The organism is Pseudomonas sp. N040 (assembly GCF_015637705.1).
In the GTDB taxonomy this organism is placed as follows: Bacteria; Pseudomonadota; Gammaproteobacteria; order Pseudomonadales; family Pseudomonadaceae; genus Aquipseudomonas.
On sequence record NZ_JADOBE010000007.1, the window covers coordinates 16299 to 30414 of the forward strand.

13 protein-coding genes and 1 riboswitch are annotated in these 14116 nt (G+C 62.7%); of the genes, 6 read left to right on the forward strand and 7 right to left on the reverse strand.

Annotated elements, in window-relative coordinates; translation table 11 throughout:
- Nucleotides 1-163: 163 nt before the first annotated feature.
- The 7 genes from ISX93_RS11370 to ISX93_RS11400 all read right to left on the reverse strand — a co-directional run bounded on the left by ISX93_RS11370 (nucleotide 164) and on the right by ISX93_RS11400 (nucleotide 6358).
- A complete protein-coding gene (locus ISX93_RS11370; protein WP_195778852.1) occupies nucleotides 164-799 on the reverse strand; it encodes an urea amidolyase associated protein UAAP2 in 636 nt (211 codons plus the stop codon).
- Between the two features lie 10 nt (nucleotides 800-809).
- A complete protein-coding gene (locus ISX93_RS11375) occupies nucleotides 810-1538 on the reverse strand; it encodes an urea amidolyase associated protein UAAP1 (protein ID WP_195778853.1) in 729 nt (242 codons plus the stop codon).
- A gap of 3 nt (nucleotides 1539-1541) precedes the next feature.
- Nucleotides 1542-2327 carry an ABC transporter ATP-binding protein gene (locus tag ISX93_RS11380; RefSeq protein ID WP_195778854.1) on the reverse strand — a complete coding sequence of 262 codons (786 nt, stop codon included), beginning with the start codon at nucleotides 2325-2327 and terminating at the stop codon, nucleotides 1542-1544.
- The gene (locus tag ISX93_RS11385) at nucleotides 2324-3139 is read right to left on the reverse strand and encodes an ABC transporter permease (RefSeq protein WP_195778855.1); all 816 of its coding nucleotides are present in this window, start codon (nucleotides 3137-3139) and stop codon (nucleotides 2324-2326) included. The genes ISX93_RS11380 and ISX93_RS11385 overlap by 4 nt, the downstream gene beginning before the upstream one ends.
- Before the next feature lie 132 nt (nucleotides 3140-3271).
- Entirely contained in the window at nucleotides 3272-4339 is a 1068-nt protein-coding gene (locus ISX93_RS11390) for a putative urea ABC transporter substrate-binding protein (RefSeq protein WP_195779019.1), read from the reverse strand.
- Nucleotides 4340-4420: 81 nt separating this feature from the next.
- Nucleotides 4421-4532: riboswitch (guanidine-I (ykkC/yxkD leader) on the reverse strand.
- A 268-nt stretch (nucleotides 4533-4800) separates the two neighbouring features.
- Nucleotides 4801-6003, reverse strand: a complete 1203-nt coding sequence (locus ISX93_RS11395; protein ID WP_195778856.1) for a benzoate/H(+) symporter BenE family transporter — start codon at nucleotides 6001-6003, stop codon at nucleotides 4801-4803.
- Between the two features lie 121 nt (nucleotides 6004-6124).
- A complete protein-coding gene (locus ISX93_RS11400) occupies nucleotides 6125-6358 on the reverse strand; it encodes a DUF2970 domain-containing protein (RefSeq protein ID WP_195778857.1) in 234 nt (77 codons plus the stop codon).
- A 235-nt stretch (nucleotides 6359-6593) separates the two neighbouring features.
- Between ISX93_RS11400 and ISX93_RS11405 the strand changes: the two genes are divergently transcribed.
- The 6 genes from ISX93_RS11405 (at nucleotide 6594) to ISX93_RS11430 (ending at nucleotide 14115) form a co-directional block, all read left to right on the forward strand.
- Nucleotides 6594-8201, forward strand: a complete 1608-nt coding sequence (locus tag ISX93_RS11405; protein ID WP_195778858.1) for a wax ester/triacylglycerol synthase family O-acyltransferase — start codon at nucleotides 6594-6596, stop codon at nucleotides 8199-8201.
- Nucleotides 8202-8361: 160 nt separating this feature from the next.
- Entirely contained in the window at nucleotides 8362-9462 is a 1101-nt protein-coding gene (locus ISX93_RS11410) for an alpha/beta hydrolase (RefSeq protein WP_219841023.1), read from the forward strand.
- 132 nt (nucleotides 9463-9594) lie between these two features.
- On the forward strand, nucleotides 9595-9987 hold the full coding sequence (locus tag ISX93_RS11415) for an MAPEG family protein (RefSeq protein ID WP_195778859.1): 393 nt from the start codon (nucleotides 9595-9597) through the stop codon (nucleotides 9985-9987).
- 46 nt (nucleotides 9988-10033) lie between these two features.
- Nucleotides 10034-11281 (forward strand): MFS transporter, encoded by a 1248-nt coding sequence (locus ISX93_RS11420; RefSeq protein WP_195778860.1) that lies wholly within the window; start codon nucleotides 10034-10036, stop codon nucleotides 11279-11281.
- Nucleotides 11282-11386: 105 nt separating this feature from the next.
- Nucleotides 11387-13291 carry a molecular chaperone HtpG gene (gene htpG, locus ISX93_RS11425; RefSeq protein WP_195778861.1) on the forward strand — a complete coding sequence of 635 codons (1905 nt, stop codon included), beginning with the start codon at nucleotides 11387-11389 and terminating at the stop codon, nucleotides 13289-13291.
- Nucleotides 13292-13515: 224 nt separating this feature from the next.
- Entirely contained in the window at nucleotides 13516-14115 is a 600-nt protein-coding gene (locus tag ISX93_RS11430; RefSeq protein WP_195778862.1) for a tRNA-(ms[2]io[6]A)-hydroxylase, read from the forward strand.
- Nucleotide 14116: the final 1 nt, after the last annotated feature.

Consider the following 14116-nt stretch of genomic DNA (forward strand, 5'->3'; position numbering starts at 1 on the left):
GGCGGGCCGTCCCGCGGTATTCGGTCTGCACCGCGGTCGTCCGCAGTGGGTATTGCACAAGCCTTGTAGGTTGGGTTGAGCGCAGCGAAGCCCAACGAGGATTTCAGCGGGCCCCATGTTGGGCTTCGCAAGCTCAACCCAACCTACGGTTACGCGTAGGCGCTTAATCCCACACCAACACCTCGGCCGGGGTCGGGTTGTAGGCGTTGCAGGGGTTGTTCAGTTGCGGGCAGTTGGAGATCAGTACGATCACATCCATCTGCGCCTTCAGTTCGACGTATTTGCCCGGCGCGGAGATGCCGTCCTCGAAGGTCAGGCCGCCCTCCGGGGTGACCGGCACGTTCATGAAGAAGTTGATGTTGGCGCCGATGTCGCGCTTTTCCAGACGGCCGTCGTGCAGGCTGGCGCGCAGGAAGTTGTCGCGGCAGCTGTGCATGTAGCGCTTGTCCAGTGCGTAGCGGACGGTATTGCTTTCCTGCGCGCAGGCACCGCCGAGGGTGTCGTGGCGGCCGCAACTGTCGGCGACGATGGTCAGCAACGGATTGCCCAGATTCGAGTAGAGGACGCTGCCGGTGGTCAGGTACACGCTGTTCTGCCGGCGCAGGGTGCGTTGCGGGTCATAGCGTTCGCGCGGATTACGTGCGCTGTAGAACAGCGTGTCGACCGCCTGATTGCCTTCCAGATCGAGCAGACGCACGGTCTGCCCGGCTTTGACTTCGCAGAGGTACGGCTCGCCGGCAGGGATGACATGGCGGAAGACGGCGGCTTCCGGCTGCAAGGTGCTTTCGGTCAGGTTCATTGCGGCGCCCTCAGAGGTACTGACGTTCGGTGTTGTGAAAGCCGCGACCGTTTTCCGGGCGCGAAGTACGGCACAGCACGCTGATGCCGTCGCTCTCGACCTTGTGCCACGAGAGCTGCACCGGCTTGGGTGCGTACGCGGGATTGGGGTCCATGGGGTGTTGCAGGGCAGTGAGCACTACCAGGGTATCCATCGGCGCGTAGAGTTCGAGGTAGTCGCCAGCCTTGGAATTGCCGGGCTGGAACTGGAAGGCACCCTCGGCATCTACCGTGACCTTGCTGAACAGGTTGAGGTTCATCAGCAGGTCTTGCAGGTTGAGGTTCCACTTGCCCATTTCCACCAGCAGGTTGTCCACGCCGTTGCGGTAGAAGCTGTTGCGCAACTCCTGATAGCGGCCGGCCCCGTATTTCTCCTGCACTTCTGCGGCATTCAACACGCCGCCGAAGCTGTCGTGCCAGCCACAGGTGTCAGCGGTGATCGCGGCAAGCACGCGGCCCATGTCCGAGTACAGGCAGTGACCGGCGGTGAGCTTGGCGGTGTGCTGGCACTTGAGGGTGTCGGGCAGGTTCAGGCGTTCGCTTTTCTCGGCGGCAGCGAGCAACAGCAGGCTGACATTGGCGCCACCTTCAAGGTCGGTGATGCGCAACAACTGGCCGCGCTTGAGTACAAAGGAGGTGTGGCCACCGCCGGGAACCAATTCCTCGTAGAGGGTAGGTCTGAGGCTGAGAGAAGCTGTCATGGGTCAGGCTCCTTGGGATTGCAGGCGTTCGGCAATTTCCGCCGGCAACGCTTCAGTCGTGCGGCGACTGCTGTGGAGTGGAATGTCGTAGGTGATGCGTGCACCAAAGGCCGTGGGCGCGTGCGGATCGATGCGGGTCTTGTCGAACACCAGCAAGCGGGTACCGAGGCTGAAGCCTTCGCTCAAGTCGTGGGTGACCATAAAGACGGTCAGCCCGGTGGCTTGCCACAGTTCGCGCAGCAGCACGTGCATATCCTTGCGGATGCCCGGGTCAAGGGCGCCAAACGGCTCATCGAGCAGCAACACGCGCGGCTGCATGATCAGGGCCTGGGCAATCGCCAGACGTTGTTGCATGCCGCCGGACAGCTGGCTGGGATATTTGTCCAGCGCGTGGCTGAGGCCGACCTTGGCCAGCAAGGTTGCGGCCTGCGCGCGGGCTTCGCGCTTGGCACTGCCAAACAGGCGGCCGAGGATGGGCGCGCGTGGCAGTTCGAGGCCAATAGCCACGTTGTCCAACACTGTCAGATGCGGGAATACCGAGTAGCGCTGAAAGACCACGCCACGGCTGGAGTCCGGTTCAGCGGCCAGCGGTTGACCGGCCAGCAGGATTTCCCCTTTGCTCGGACGTTCCTGACCCAAAAGCAGGCGCAGGAAGGTCGATTTTCCGCAGCCGGATGCGCCGACCAGGGTGCAGAACTCGCCTTCTTTGACGCTCAGGTTCAAGCGTTCGAGAACGATCTGATCACCATATTCTTGCCAGACGTTTTTCACTTCGATAAACGGCTTCATGCCTTGCTCCCTTCAAACCAGGGAAAGGCCAGCTGGGTCATGCGGCGCAGGCCGAGGTCCATCAGCCAGGCGAGCAGGGTGATCCAGACCACGTAGGGCAGGATCACGTCCATGGCCATATAGCGGCGCACCAGAAAGATCCGGTAACCGAGGCCGTCAGTGCTGGCGATGGCTTCGGCGGCAATCAGAAACAGCCAGGCCGAGCCGAGTACCAGACGCAGCGCGATCAGCAGGCGCGGCAGCAGTTGCGGCAGCACCACGCGCAGGATCAGCGTCCAGGTGCTGGCGCCGAGGGTCTGTGCCTTGATCAGGATTTCCGGCGGAATCTCGCGTGCCCGCTGCTCCAGATCACGGGCCAGCACCGGGGTGATGCCGATGACGATCAGCATCACCTTGGACAGCTCGCCAAGGCCGAAGACGATAAACAGGATCGGCAGGATCGCCAGTGGCGGCACCATCGACAGCACGGTCAGCAGCGGCGAGAGCGGCGCGCGGAACAGCGGCAGAATCCCGGCCAGCACGCCCAGACACAGCCCGGCCAGAGCGGCGATGCCAATGCCCAGCCCCAGACGTTGCAGGCTGGATGCGGTGTCCTGCCAGAACAGGTAACCGCCGCTGCGCTGGTCTTCGGTAAAGGCCAGACGCTCGACGGCATCAGCCATCTGCACCGCGCTGGGCAGCAGCTTGTCGTTGGGATTGTCTGTCAGGCGTGCGGCTGAGCCGATGAAGTAAAGCGTCAGCAGCAGCACGAAAGGCAGCAGGATCAGCAGCAGGCGACCGCCGCGGTCGGGGTGTCGGTTGATCAGGCGCATGCAGAAATCTCGTTCCGGTGTTCGGGCGTAGGTTGGGTTGAGCCTGCGAAGCCCAACGCTTGGGGCATTTAGTTGGGCTTCGGCGATGCCTCAACCCAACCTACAAGGTGCCTTGAGCCAATCTCGTTCCAGTCAGAGCTTCCCGTCGGCCGCCATCTGCATATAGGTCGGCTCGAAGCGCAGCTTGATGTTGCCCTCGTCGCCGTAAGTCACGCCGTTGGCGAAGCTCATGCCGATGGCGTTGGCACTTTTGGCACCTTCACCGAGCAGGCCGTGGGCGTGGGAAAACTCGGCGACTTTGCCCATGATGCTCGGCAGTTGCGGACTGGTGGCGAAGGCCACGGCATCCTTGGCGCTGTAATACATGCGGGTTGCCGCCAGCTGCGCCTGATAACCAGCCAGATCAGTGCCCGACGCTTTGGCCATGTGCTCAAGTGCGGCCTTGCCCGCCGGCGTATCGGCACTCATGGTGGCCATGATTTCGTACCAGGCGCCGGTCAGTGCCTTGCCCAGTGCCGGGTTGTCCTTGAGGGTGGCGCTGTTGACCACCATCAGGTCGATGATTTCGCCGGGGATCTGGCTGGAATCGAATACCTTGCTCACTTTGGGCGTGGCTTCGATCTCGGCCAGCATGGGGTTCCAGGTGACCACGGCCTGCACGTCCGGGGTGGCGAAGGCGGCGACTATATCGGCATCCGAGGTGTTGACTACCTTCAGATCCTTCTCGGCCAGACCGACCGTTTCCAGTGCGCGGGCCAGCAGGTAGTGCGACACGGACAGCTCGACCAGGTTGACATCCATGCCCTTGAGGTCGGCCAGCGTCTTGCCTTCACCCTTGAGCACGATGCCGTCGTTGCCGTTGGAGAAGTCGCCGACCACCAGCGCGGTGGAGTCCACGCCGCCAGCAGACGGAATCGTCAGGGCATCCATGTTGGTCATGGTGCAACCGTCGAACTGGCCTGCCGTGTATTGATTGATCGACTCGACATAGTCGTTGAGCTGCACCACATCGATGCCGATGTCGTACTTCTTCGCCCACTTGTCGACGATGCCTTCAGCCTGGGCGTATTCCCACGGCATCCAGCCGGCGTAGATGGTCCAGCAGACGTTGAACTGGTCTTTCTTCTCGGCGTGGGCGGGGAGGCTGAGGGTGGCAGCGAGGGATGTGGCGATCAGGGCAGACAACAGGGACTTGCGCATTGGCTTTTGCATGGATAGACCTCCGGTTCGATAAATACGGGCAGGAGCAGCGCGGTCTCGCTCTGGCGAGCTTCAAGCGCGTTCTCCCGGGCTTTTGTCCCGCCGTGTAACCTCGAACGAGGTCGCCAACTCTCGGACCAGTCACTCGCCGGGCAGTTATCCCCGTCGAGCCGGAACCCTAGTCAGCTATTGCAAATTGTCGTGCTACACCCCCGAAGGGGTTACTCCTGCATGCTTGGGATATAGCGAAGAGCGTGCCAGTTTTTCACCCGTGCGGCATCGGCAGTCCTCATCTGGTTGTCAACGCAGGCTACAGGGCCTGCCCTGCGGGCGTTGTGCCGGATTGCCAGTGCAAGCAGCACAAGGCTGCGCAGCCCGCAGCGCGGCTGTGCGGGCCTGGCCAGGCTGGCAGGCGGCAGCTTGCGCATCATTCTGGTGCAATGGTTTGCCGGTGGGCGCTGTTATGGGGCTGGCCGCTCGACGGGTTTGCCCGCATTCACCAGCAGCAAGGTCAGCACGCCGGCCACCAGCCCCCAGAAGGCCGAGCCGATGCCGAAGAAGCTGAGCCCCGAGGCGCTGACCATGAAGGTCAGCAGCGCCGCCTCACGCTGCTGGATGTCGTGCATGGCCACGCTCAGGCCATTGCCGATCGAACCGAGCAGGGCGATGGCAGCCACCGATAGCAGCAGGGCGCTGGGCAGGGCAGCAAACAGGGCCACCAGGCTGGCACCGAACAGGCCGGCGAGGGCGTAGAACAGCCCGCAGAAGAGCGCTGCCGTGTAGCGCTTGCGCGGATCCTCATGGGCGTGCGGGCCGGTGCAGATGGCTGCAGTAATCGCCGCTAGATTGACCCCGTGCGCACCGAAGGGTGCCAGCAGAAAGGAAGCGACGCCGGTGACGCTGAGCAGGGGCGAGGCCGGAACCTGATAGCCATCGGCGCGCAGCACGGCCAGTCCGGGGATGTTCTGCGAGGCCATGGCGACGACGAACAGCGGCAGGCCGATGCTGATCGCGGCGCTGAAGGAAAAGTGCGGGGTGGTCCATGCCGGCTGCGCCAGGCGCAGCGGCACGGCCGACAGGTCGAGCAGGCCCAGGCCGTAGGCCAGCGCACTACCGACCAGCAGGGCGGCGAGCACGGCATAGCGCGGTTGCAGGCGCTTGAGCAGCAGGTAGCTGCCGAGCATGCTCAGCACCAGCAGGGTTTGCGCTTCGACAGCCGCGAAAATGTTGCTGGCGATACGAAACAGGATGCCGGCCAGCAGGGCCGAGGCCAGCGACGCAGGCAGGCGGCGCATCAGCCGCTCGAAGCTGCCGGTAACCCCCACCAGGGTCAGCAGCAGCGCACACAGCAGATAGGCGCCAATCGCCTCGTTGAAGCTCACGCCGGGCAGGCTGCTGATCAGCAGGGCTGCACCTGGCGTGGACCAGGCCACCACGATCGGCGCCCGGTAGTACAGCGACAGGCCGATGGTGCAGGCGGACATGCCCAGCGAGAGTGCCCAGATCCACGAGGTAATCAGCGCGTTGTCCAGCCCGGCCGCCTGGCCAGCCTGGAAAATCAGCACCAGTCCGCTGGCATGGCCGGTGAGCATGGCAATGAAGCCAGCCACCAGGGCGCTCAGGGAACTGTCGGCGACAAGACGCGGAACGGCTGTGGCAGGCATCGGGCAACTCTCGGGGGGATGACGGCAGGGCAGGCAGGGAACTTGCCGGGCCCAGCCCAACCGCGCATTGGCGGTTCAGCCTCGGCCCGGGGGTGACAGGTCGACCCGGGTGGCGGTTGGCTCAGACGCCGGCCAGGTGCAGCACCAGCTGCACCACGCCGACAATCACCAGCACGAACAGGATGGTAAAGATCAGACCCAGGGCGATGAAGTGGCTGGGTTTGCCCCGGCTGAAGTCGCGTGCCCGGTTCTTGCCGCTCTGTACCCCGAAAGCGGCGGCAACCACGCTTTGCGCGGTGTCCCGGAGGCCCATGGGTTTTTCTGCTGGCTTCTGCTCGCTCGGCTTGTCGTTCATCGGCTTGCTCTTCAAAGGTGGTTCGGCTTCTGCGCAGGTTCGACAGAGTCTGTCCGCAGCGTGGGTCGAATGTCCAGCCTGGCCAATTTTGCGCAGGCCCGCGAAGTGTAGCGTTGTGTAGGGTAAATCACGCCGTTGGCAACGCCTGCGCAGGCAATCTGTTGGCACTTGATCGGCATATGCGGCTAAGATCACACCCTGTGATTTACCGTCAAAAAAACTCCAGGGTATGGCCATGAAGCAACTCAGCGGGTCCGATAACATTTTCCTTTTCCAGGAACAGAAGAACGTCTTCAACCATGTCGCGATGATGATGATTTTCGATGTGAGCACGGCCCCCGAGGGCAAGGTTCGCTTCAAGGACATTCTCAAGCATTTCGATGACCGCATGTTCCTGCACCCGATCTTCCGCCGGCGCCTGGCCAATGTCCCTTTCGGCCTGGACCGTCCGTACTGGGTGGCGGAAAAGGATATCGATGTCGAGTACCACATTCGCCACATCGCCCTGCCCAAGCCTGGTGACTGGCGGCAGCTGATGATTCAGGTGGCACGCCTGCACTCGCGCCCGCTGGATCGCAGCCGTCCGCTGTGGGAGGCCTATGTCATCGAAGGCCTGGACAATATTCCGAAGCTGCCAGCCGGCTCCTTTGCCCTGTTCATGAAGTTTCACCATGCCTCCGTAGACGGTATGGCCGGCCTGCACCTGGCAAGCCAGTTGCTGTCCCTGACGCCAAGCACCGAAGCCCCGAGTTCGGATACCAAGACCATCTATGTCGACCGCGATCCGTCGGCGGCCGAGTTTGTCTCGCGAGCAGTGTCCAACGGCATCAACCGCATTCTCGATGCAGGCAAGCTGTCGGCCCGGCTGGCGGGCAAGTTTGTCGAAATTGGCGGTGAGCAGCTGAACCTTACCAAGCCCGCTGACGGGCCTGCGGAAAAGTTGTCTTTCCCCAAGGCGCCGCCCACCCGCTTCGATCACGAGGTTTCGGCGCATCGGGTATTCGACGGTTTCGGCATGCCGTTGTCGCGCATCAAGCGCGTCCGCGACAAGGTCAAGGGCGCCACGCTGAATGACATCTTCCTTGCGGTTGCCGGCGGTGCGGTGCGCAAGTACCTGCAAAGCAAGAACGAGTTGCCGGAAGAATCCCTGCTGGCGCTGATGCCGATGTCCTTGCGCAGCGATGCCTCGGCTGGTGGCAACGCGGTCGGCGCCGCCACGGTGCGTGTCTGCTCGGATATCGCTGATCCGCTGGAGCGACTCAAGGCCGCGCATGCTGCAGCTCAGGCCGGCAAGCATCAGGCGGAAAAGCTCGGTGCCGATCTGTTCAGCAAACTGATGGATACCGTGCCGAGCTTTGTCGGCAACCTGCTGCTCAACAGGCTGCTCATGCAGTCGATCAACATGACGGTGTCCAATGTCCGCGGGCCGGATGTGCCGCTGTACCTGGCCGGTGCCAAGGCCATGTGCTTCTACCCGGTGAGCATTCCCACCAACGGAGCGGGGCTGAACCTGACGGGGGTGAGCTACAACAAGGTCATGTGGCTGTCGGCGGTTTCCTGCCGGGAAATGATTCCGGACCCGGGTTTCTTCACCGCCTGCATGAAGGAGGCCTGGGAGGAGTTGCTGGCCGCGGCGGATGCCTTGCCCGAAGCTCCAGCGGCAGAGAAACCAGCAGCCAGAGCCCCGGCCAAGCCGGCCGCCACCAAAGCGCGGGCGATTGCTCCCGCGAAGAAGGCGCCAGCTGCCAAGCCGGTCAAGCCGGCAGCCGCACGCAAGCCGGCGACCAAGGCCAAGCCGTTGCCGGTACCAGTGCCGAAGAAAAAGCCTGCGGCGACCAAGTAAGGCGGTTCGAGCGACCCGTTCCAGCCGAGGGAGGATGGTCTCCCTTGCGCAGGAGCGGGTTTCTTTTGGCGCTGCACCCGTTATGGGTTGGCTCGCAACAAAAGCAGGTTCAACCAATTCCGCTGCAGCCTTGCGGCTGCCCATCCCTGAGGACTGACTCTTGATCGGATCCATCTTGCTGGCCTTGCTGGTCCTTCTGCTTATCTGGTTTGTCGTGGCACGCATGCTGGCAGGGCCGGATCTGGCCGCGTTTGATCTGCCGGGCAGTGCCGCAGAGGCTCGGCGGCAACGTTTCGCTACCGGTGAAAGCCTGAATGCCGAGCATCGCCAGGTACTCAAGCTGCTGGGCGAACTTTCCGCGCAGACCAGGAAGCTGCCACTGTCGCAGCACCTGAAATTCCTCCGGCGCTTCATGGACAGCCTGAGTGAAGGTCACACGCTGACCGCACGCTTCGTGCCTGTCGATGCCGGCGGGGTCAAGGCCGAATGGGTGCTGGCGCCCGGTGCCGACAGTTCGCGGCGTACCCTGTATATCCATGGCGGGGCCTGGGCAATGGGCAGCCCGCTGAGTCATCGGGTGATCACCAACAAGTTTTCCGAACTGACCGGTGGAGCCGTGCTGGCGATCGACTACCGCCTGATGCCGGAGCATCCGCGCAGGGCCGGTATCGAGGATTGCCGCACCGCCTACCGCTGGATCCTGGACAACGGCCCGGAGGGGCCGCAGCCGGTTTCTGCACTGGTAGTGGCAGGCGATTCGGCGGGCGGCAACCTGACGCTGTCGACCGTTGCCTGGGCCCGTGACCAGCAGTTGCGCCCGGCAAACGCGGTGGTTGCGCTGTCGCCGGCCACCGACGGCACCATGAGCGGCAAGACGCTGAAGAGCAATCTGGCCACCGATGCCATGCTCGGCCCGTTGTTTGCCCCGCTGACCCGCCTGCCACACTCGGCGCTGCTGTGGCTGACCTTCCTGCTCAACCGGCAGCGGCCGTGCAATCCGGTGCTCTCGCCGATCCATGGTGACCTGGCCGGGCTGCCGCCGGTGCTGATCCAGGCCAGCGAGGATGAAATGCTACTGGATGATGCCCAGCGCTACCAGAACAAGGCACTGGCCGCCGGCTCGCCGGTCACCCTGCAGACCTGGCGGCACGTGGTGCATGTCTGGCACATGTTCGATCCGCAACTGAGCGAAGCCCGCCAGGCTTTTGAACAGATCGGCCAGTTTCTGCAGCGCTGCCTGCCAGCGCCACAGCACAAGTAAGTCCGCAGCCAGGCCACGCAGTTGAATGGCCGCCTGCATATCCTGCATATAATGAGCCGGCACTGCCTTTGCGTTGGCGCAGTGCCTAACCCACGTTCCCGTTGTTTACCCCGCCGTTCAGGAGAAAACCGCATGACCCTGCCACTATGGTGTGTATTTATCAGTGCCGTGCTGATCTTTCTGGCCAGGATTCCGGTCGGCAAGGCCATGAAGGGCGATGCCGGTGGCTACGACAACCATCATCCGCGGGCTCAGCAAGCCCGCCTGACCGGCCTGGGCGCACGGGCGCTGGCGGCTCACCAGAACAGCCTGGAAGCCTTTCCTCTGTTTGCCGTCGGTGTGCTGGTGGCCATGGTCACCCAGTCGCAAGGCCTGCTGATCAATGCCCTGGCGGTGACTTTTGTCATTTCGCGGATACTCTTCATTGTTTTCTACTGTGCAGACAAACCGGCGCAGCGCAGTCTCTGCTGGTTTGTCGGCCTGCTCTGCAGCCTGCTGCTGATGCTTGCGCCGCTCCTGGTCTGAGCTCCAGCAGACCTCCACCTGCCGTGCAAACAACCGAGACAAGCGAATGGATGCATTGCTGATTCTGGCCGGCTTGCTGCTTTTCCTCACCGCCCTGGTCTGGCTGGTGCTGCGCGCATTCGATACCAGCCTGCTCTGGGGTTGGGGCAGCCTGATTCCGCCAGTCACCCTGCTGTTTGTCCTGGGCAACTGGAGCAAGGCGCGTACACCGGTGTTTCTCGCCGGGCTGGCGGCCGGAACCGTGGTGGTCGGGCTGGCGCAGATGGCCGCCAAAGACCCCGAGCGGGTGGCGGAGATCTTCAGCCTGAACTGGTTGCAACCCGAGCAGCCTGCCGGTGACTTGCGCATCCACCTGAGCGGTGAATTCAACGGCCAGCGTTTCGCGCCGCAACAGGCCGAGCTGATCGATGGCACGCTGACCTTGCGCGAGGGCCAGGATTTCTATGCCAGCCGCGAACTGATTATCCGCCTGCCGGAGCAGCCGACCGGCGCCGTGAGCCTGGACGTCCTGCCGCAGGACCTGCCGCCGCTGCCGGTCATCGAGTTGAGCTGGTTGCTGCCCGAGCAGGATCTGCCGGAGGCGCGGCGCATAACCCACGGCTACAGTCTGCATCTGCAGCTTGAGCCCGTTGCCCCGAACAAGCTGACCGGTGATTTTCATCTGGTCTTGCCGGCGCGCTTCAAGACCTCGCTGCGGGGCAGGCTGGAGCTGTATACCGATCGCCTGCGTTATCGCGAGGGCAAGCTGGATGCCCGGCATGATTCCCGCGAGACACTCTCCAAAGTGATCGAGGATTACCTGCAGCGCCGCTTCCGTACCAGCCAGGTTGAATTGGCACCGTTGCCGCCGGTGGGCTTTTCCGGCAATTCGCTGGCGCTGAACGTTGCGGTACGCGTGCAGGGGCAGGCGCTGCAGTTGCCCGTGCAGATGGAAAAGAACCCGGAGCGCGGCTGGATGGTCAGCGATGATCGCTTTCCGCCGTTGAGCGCCCCACTGGCGGACAAGCCGCCGGCGGCAGGCGAACCATCAGCGGTGCTTGCAGCGCAAGCCGCGGGGGCGCGCGCAAGCGACCGGCGGGTGCAGTTTTCCCTGGAGCGCCTGCTGCGCCAGCCGGATGACTACCAGAACCTGATGATACGGGTGCGCAGTGAGCGCGGCAGCACGGCCGAGGGCCGCTTTGCCGGCATCAATCCGGCGGGCAAGCTGGTCATCCGGCAGAACCTTGGCGCCGGCGAGGTCAGTTTCAATCTGCGCCCCGATGAAGTGGTCCGCATCGAGTTGCTGGAGCCCTGATCCGGGCGTTTGCCGGGCACGCTACTTGAAATTCCCCGCCCAGCCCCCATCTGCTTGTCATCCGCCGCGCTTGCGGCTTTGTCCTGCATGTGGAGTTAGATGACCATGAGTGTGGAAACTCAAAAAGAAACCCTGGGCTTCCAGACCGAGGTGAAGCAGCTGCTGCACCTCATGATTCATTCGCTGTATTCGAACAAGGAAATCTTCCTGCGCGAGCTGATTTCCAACGCTTCGGATGCGGCCGACAAGCTGCGTTTCGAGGCTCTGGCCAAGCCGGAGCTGCTGGAAGGTGGCGATCCGCTGAAGATTCGCCTGTCCTTCGACAAGGAGGCGGCAACCGTCACCCTGGAAGACAATGGCATCGGTATGAACCGCGCCGAGGTGATTGCGCATCTGGGCACTATCGCCAAGTCCGGAACCGCCGACTTCATGAAGAATCTGACCGGTGACCAGAAGAAGGATTCGAGCCTGATCGGCCAGTTCGGCGTGGGCTTCTATTCGGCCTTCATCGTGGCCGACAAGGTCGACGTGTTCAGCCGCCGCGCGGGGGATCCTGCCAGCGCCGGGGTGCACTGGTCGAGCAAGGGCGAGGGCGACTTCGAGGTTGCCACCCTCGAGAAAGCCGAGCGCGGGACGCGCATCGTCATGCACCTCAAAGCTGCCGAACATGAGTTTGCCGATGGCTGGCGCCTGCGCAACATCGTCAAGAAGTATTCCGACCATATCGCCCTGCCGATCGAGTTGCCGAAGGAAGTCCACGGCGAAGAGCAGGACAAGCCGGCCGAAGTCGAGTGGGAAACCGTCAATCGCGCCAGTGCCCTGTGGACGCGCCCGCGCAGCGAGATCAAGGACGAGGAATACCAGGAGTTCTACAAGCACGTCGCCCATGATTTCGAGAATCCGCTGAGCTGGAGCCACAACAAGGTCGAAGGCAAGCTGGAATACACCTCGCTGCTCTATGTGCCGGGGCGCGCGCCGTTCGACCTGTACCAGCGCGAGGCACCCAAGGGTCTCAAGCTCTATGTGCAGCGCGTGTTCATCATGGACCAGGCCGACGAGTTCCTGCCGTTGTACCTGCGCTTCATCAAGGGCGTGATCGACTCCAACGACCTGTCGCTGAACGTTTCCCGCGAGATCCTGCAAAAGGATCCGGTCATCGATTCGATGAAGTCGGCATTGACCAAGCGCGTGCTGGACATGCTGGAGAAACTGGCGAAGAACGAACCCGAGCAGTACCAGGCGTTCTGGAAGGCGTTTGGCCAGGTACTCAAGGAAGGTCCGGCGGAAGATTTCGCCAACAAGGAAAAGATTGCCGGGCTGCTGCGCTTTGCCGCGACTTCCGATGATTCCGGCGAGCAGTCGGTGTCCCTGGCTGACTACCTTGGCCGCCTGCAGGAAGGCCAGGACAAGATCTATTTCCTTTCCGGCGAGTCCTATGCCCAGGTCAGGAACAGCCCGCACCTGGAAGTGTTCCGCAAGAAGGGTATCGAAGTGCTGTTGCTCACCGATCGCATCGATGAGTGGCTGATGAGTTATCTCACCGAGTTCGACGGCAAGCAGTTCGTCGATGTGGCGCGTGGCGATCTGGACCTGGGCAAGCTGGACTCGGAAGAGGACAAGAAAGCCCAGGAAGAAGTGGCCAAGTCCAAGCAGGGGCTGATCGAGCGCCTGAAAGGGGCACTCGGCAGCCAGGTGGCGGAAGTCCGGGTATCACACCGGCTGACCGATTCGCCAGCGATCCTGGCCATTGGCGAACAGGATCTGGGCCTGCAGATGCGCCAGATCCTCGAAGCCAGCGGGCAGAAGGTGCCCGAGTCCAAGCCGATCTTCGAGTTCAACCCGGCACATCCGCTGATCGAAAGACTGGATGCCGAGCCTGACGAAGAGCGTTTCGCGGATCTGTCGCACATTCTGTTCGATCAGGCGGCGCTGGCCGCTGGCGATAGCCTGAAAGATCCGGCGAGCTATGTGCGCCGGCTCAACAAGCTGCTGGTCGAGCTGTCTGCCTGACCTGCAAGCGTTCCAGACAAGGGCCCGCTTGCGGGCCCTGGTCATTTTGGCACCCAGCCGGCCGGTTGCACCTGTTGCTCCAATCCAGGCGGCTGGTTTCAGCGTTTATAAGGTAGCCGGAAGCCGGGCAGTACTGTGTAAAGCGCATTGCTGGCGTGCTTGCTGATCCTGCGCGACGCTTTGTGCCCTTATAATGCCAGCCCCCTTATCAATTGCTGCCCATCATGTTGCCACCTGAAATCGAGACCTTTCTGCTTTGCCCGACGCCACAGGGCTGGATAGAGCAGGCACTGCAGCAGCAGGAAATCTTGCTGATCGATCATGCCAATTGCGAGAAGAAGGCCGCTTCGACAGCCCTCAACCTGATGTTTCGCTACATCGAGCGCCCGGACCTGCAGCACAAGCTGTCGCGCCTGGCCCGCGAAGAGTTGCGCCATTTCGAACAGGTCGCCGCGCTGATGAAGCGCCGCGGCATTGCCTACCGGCCGGTCAGCGCGGCCCTGTACGCCCAGCGCCTGCGCGCGCATGTGCGCACCAGCGAGCCGGGCAAGCTGATTGACACATTGATTGTCGGTGCTTTTATCGAGGCGCGTTCCTGCGAGCGGTTCTTTCGTCTTGCGCCTTATCTGGATGATGAGTTGGCGAAGTTCTACCGCTCGCTGCTCAAGTCCGAGTCGCGGCACTACCAGGATTACCTGGCAATGGCGGAGAAGTTTGCCGGTGTGCCGATTGCCGAGCGCGTGGCGTTTTTTGCCGGGGTGGAGCGCGACGCCATCCTCACGCCGGACAGCGAGTTCCGCTTTCACAGCGGCGCGGCGGCCTGAT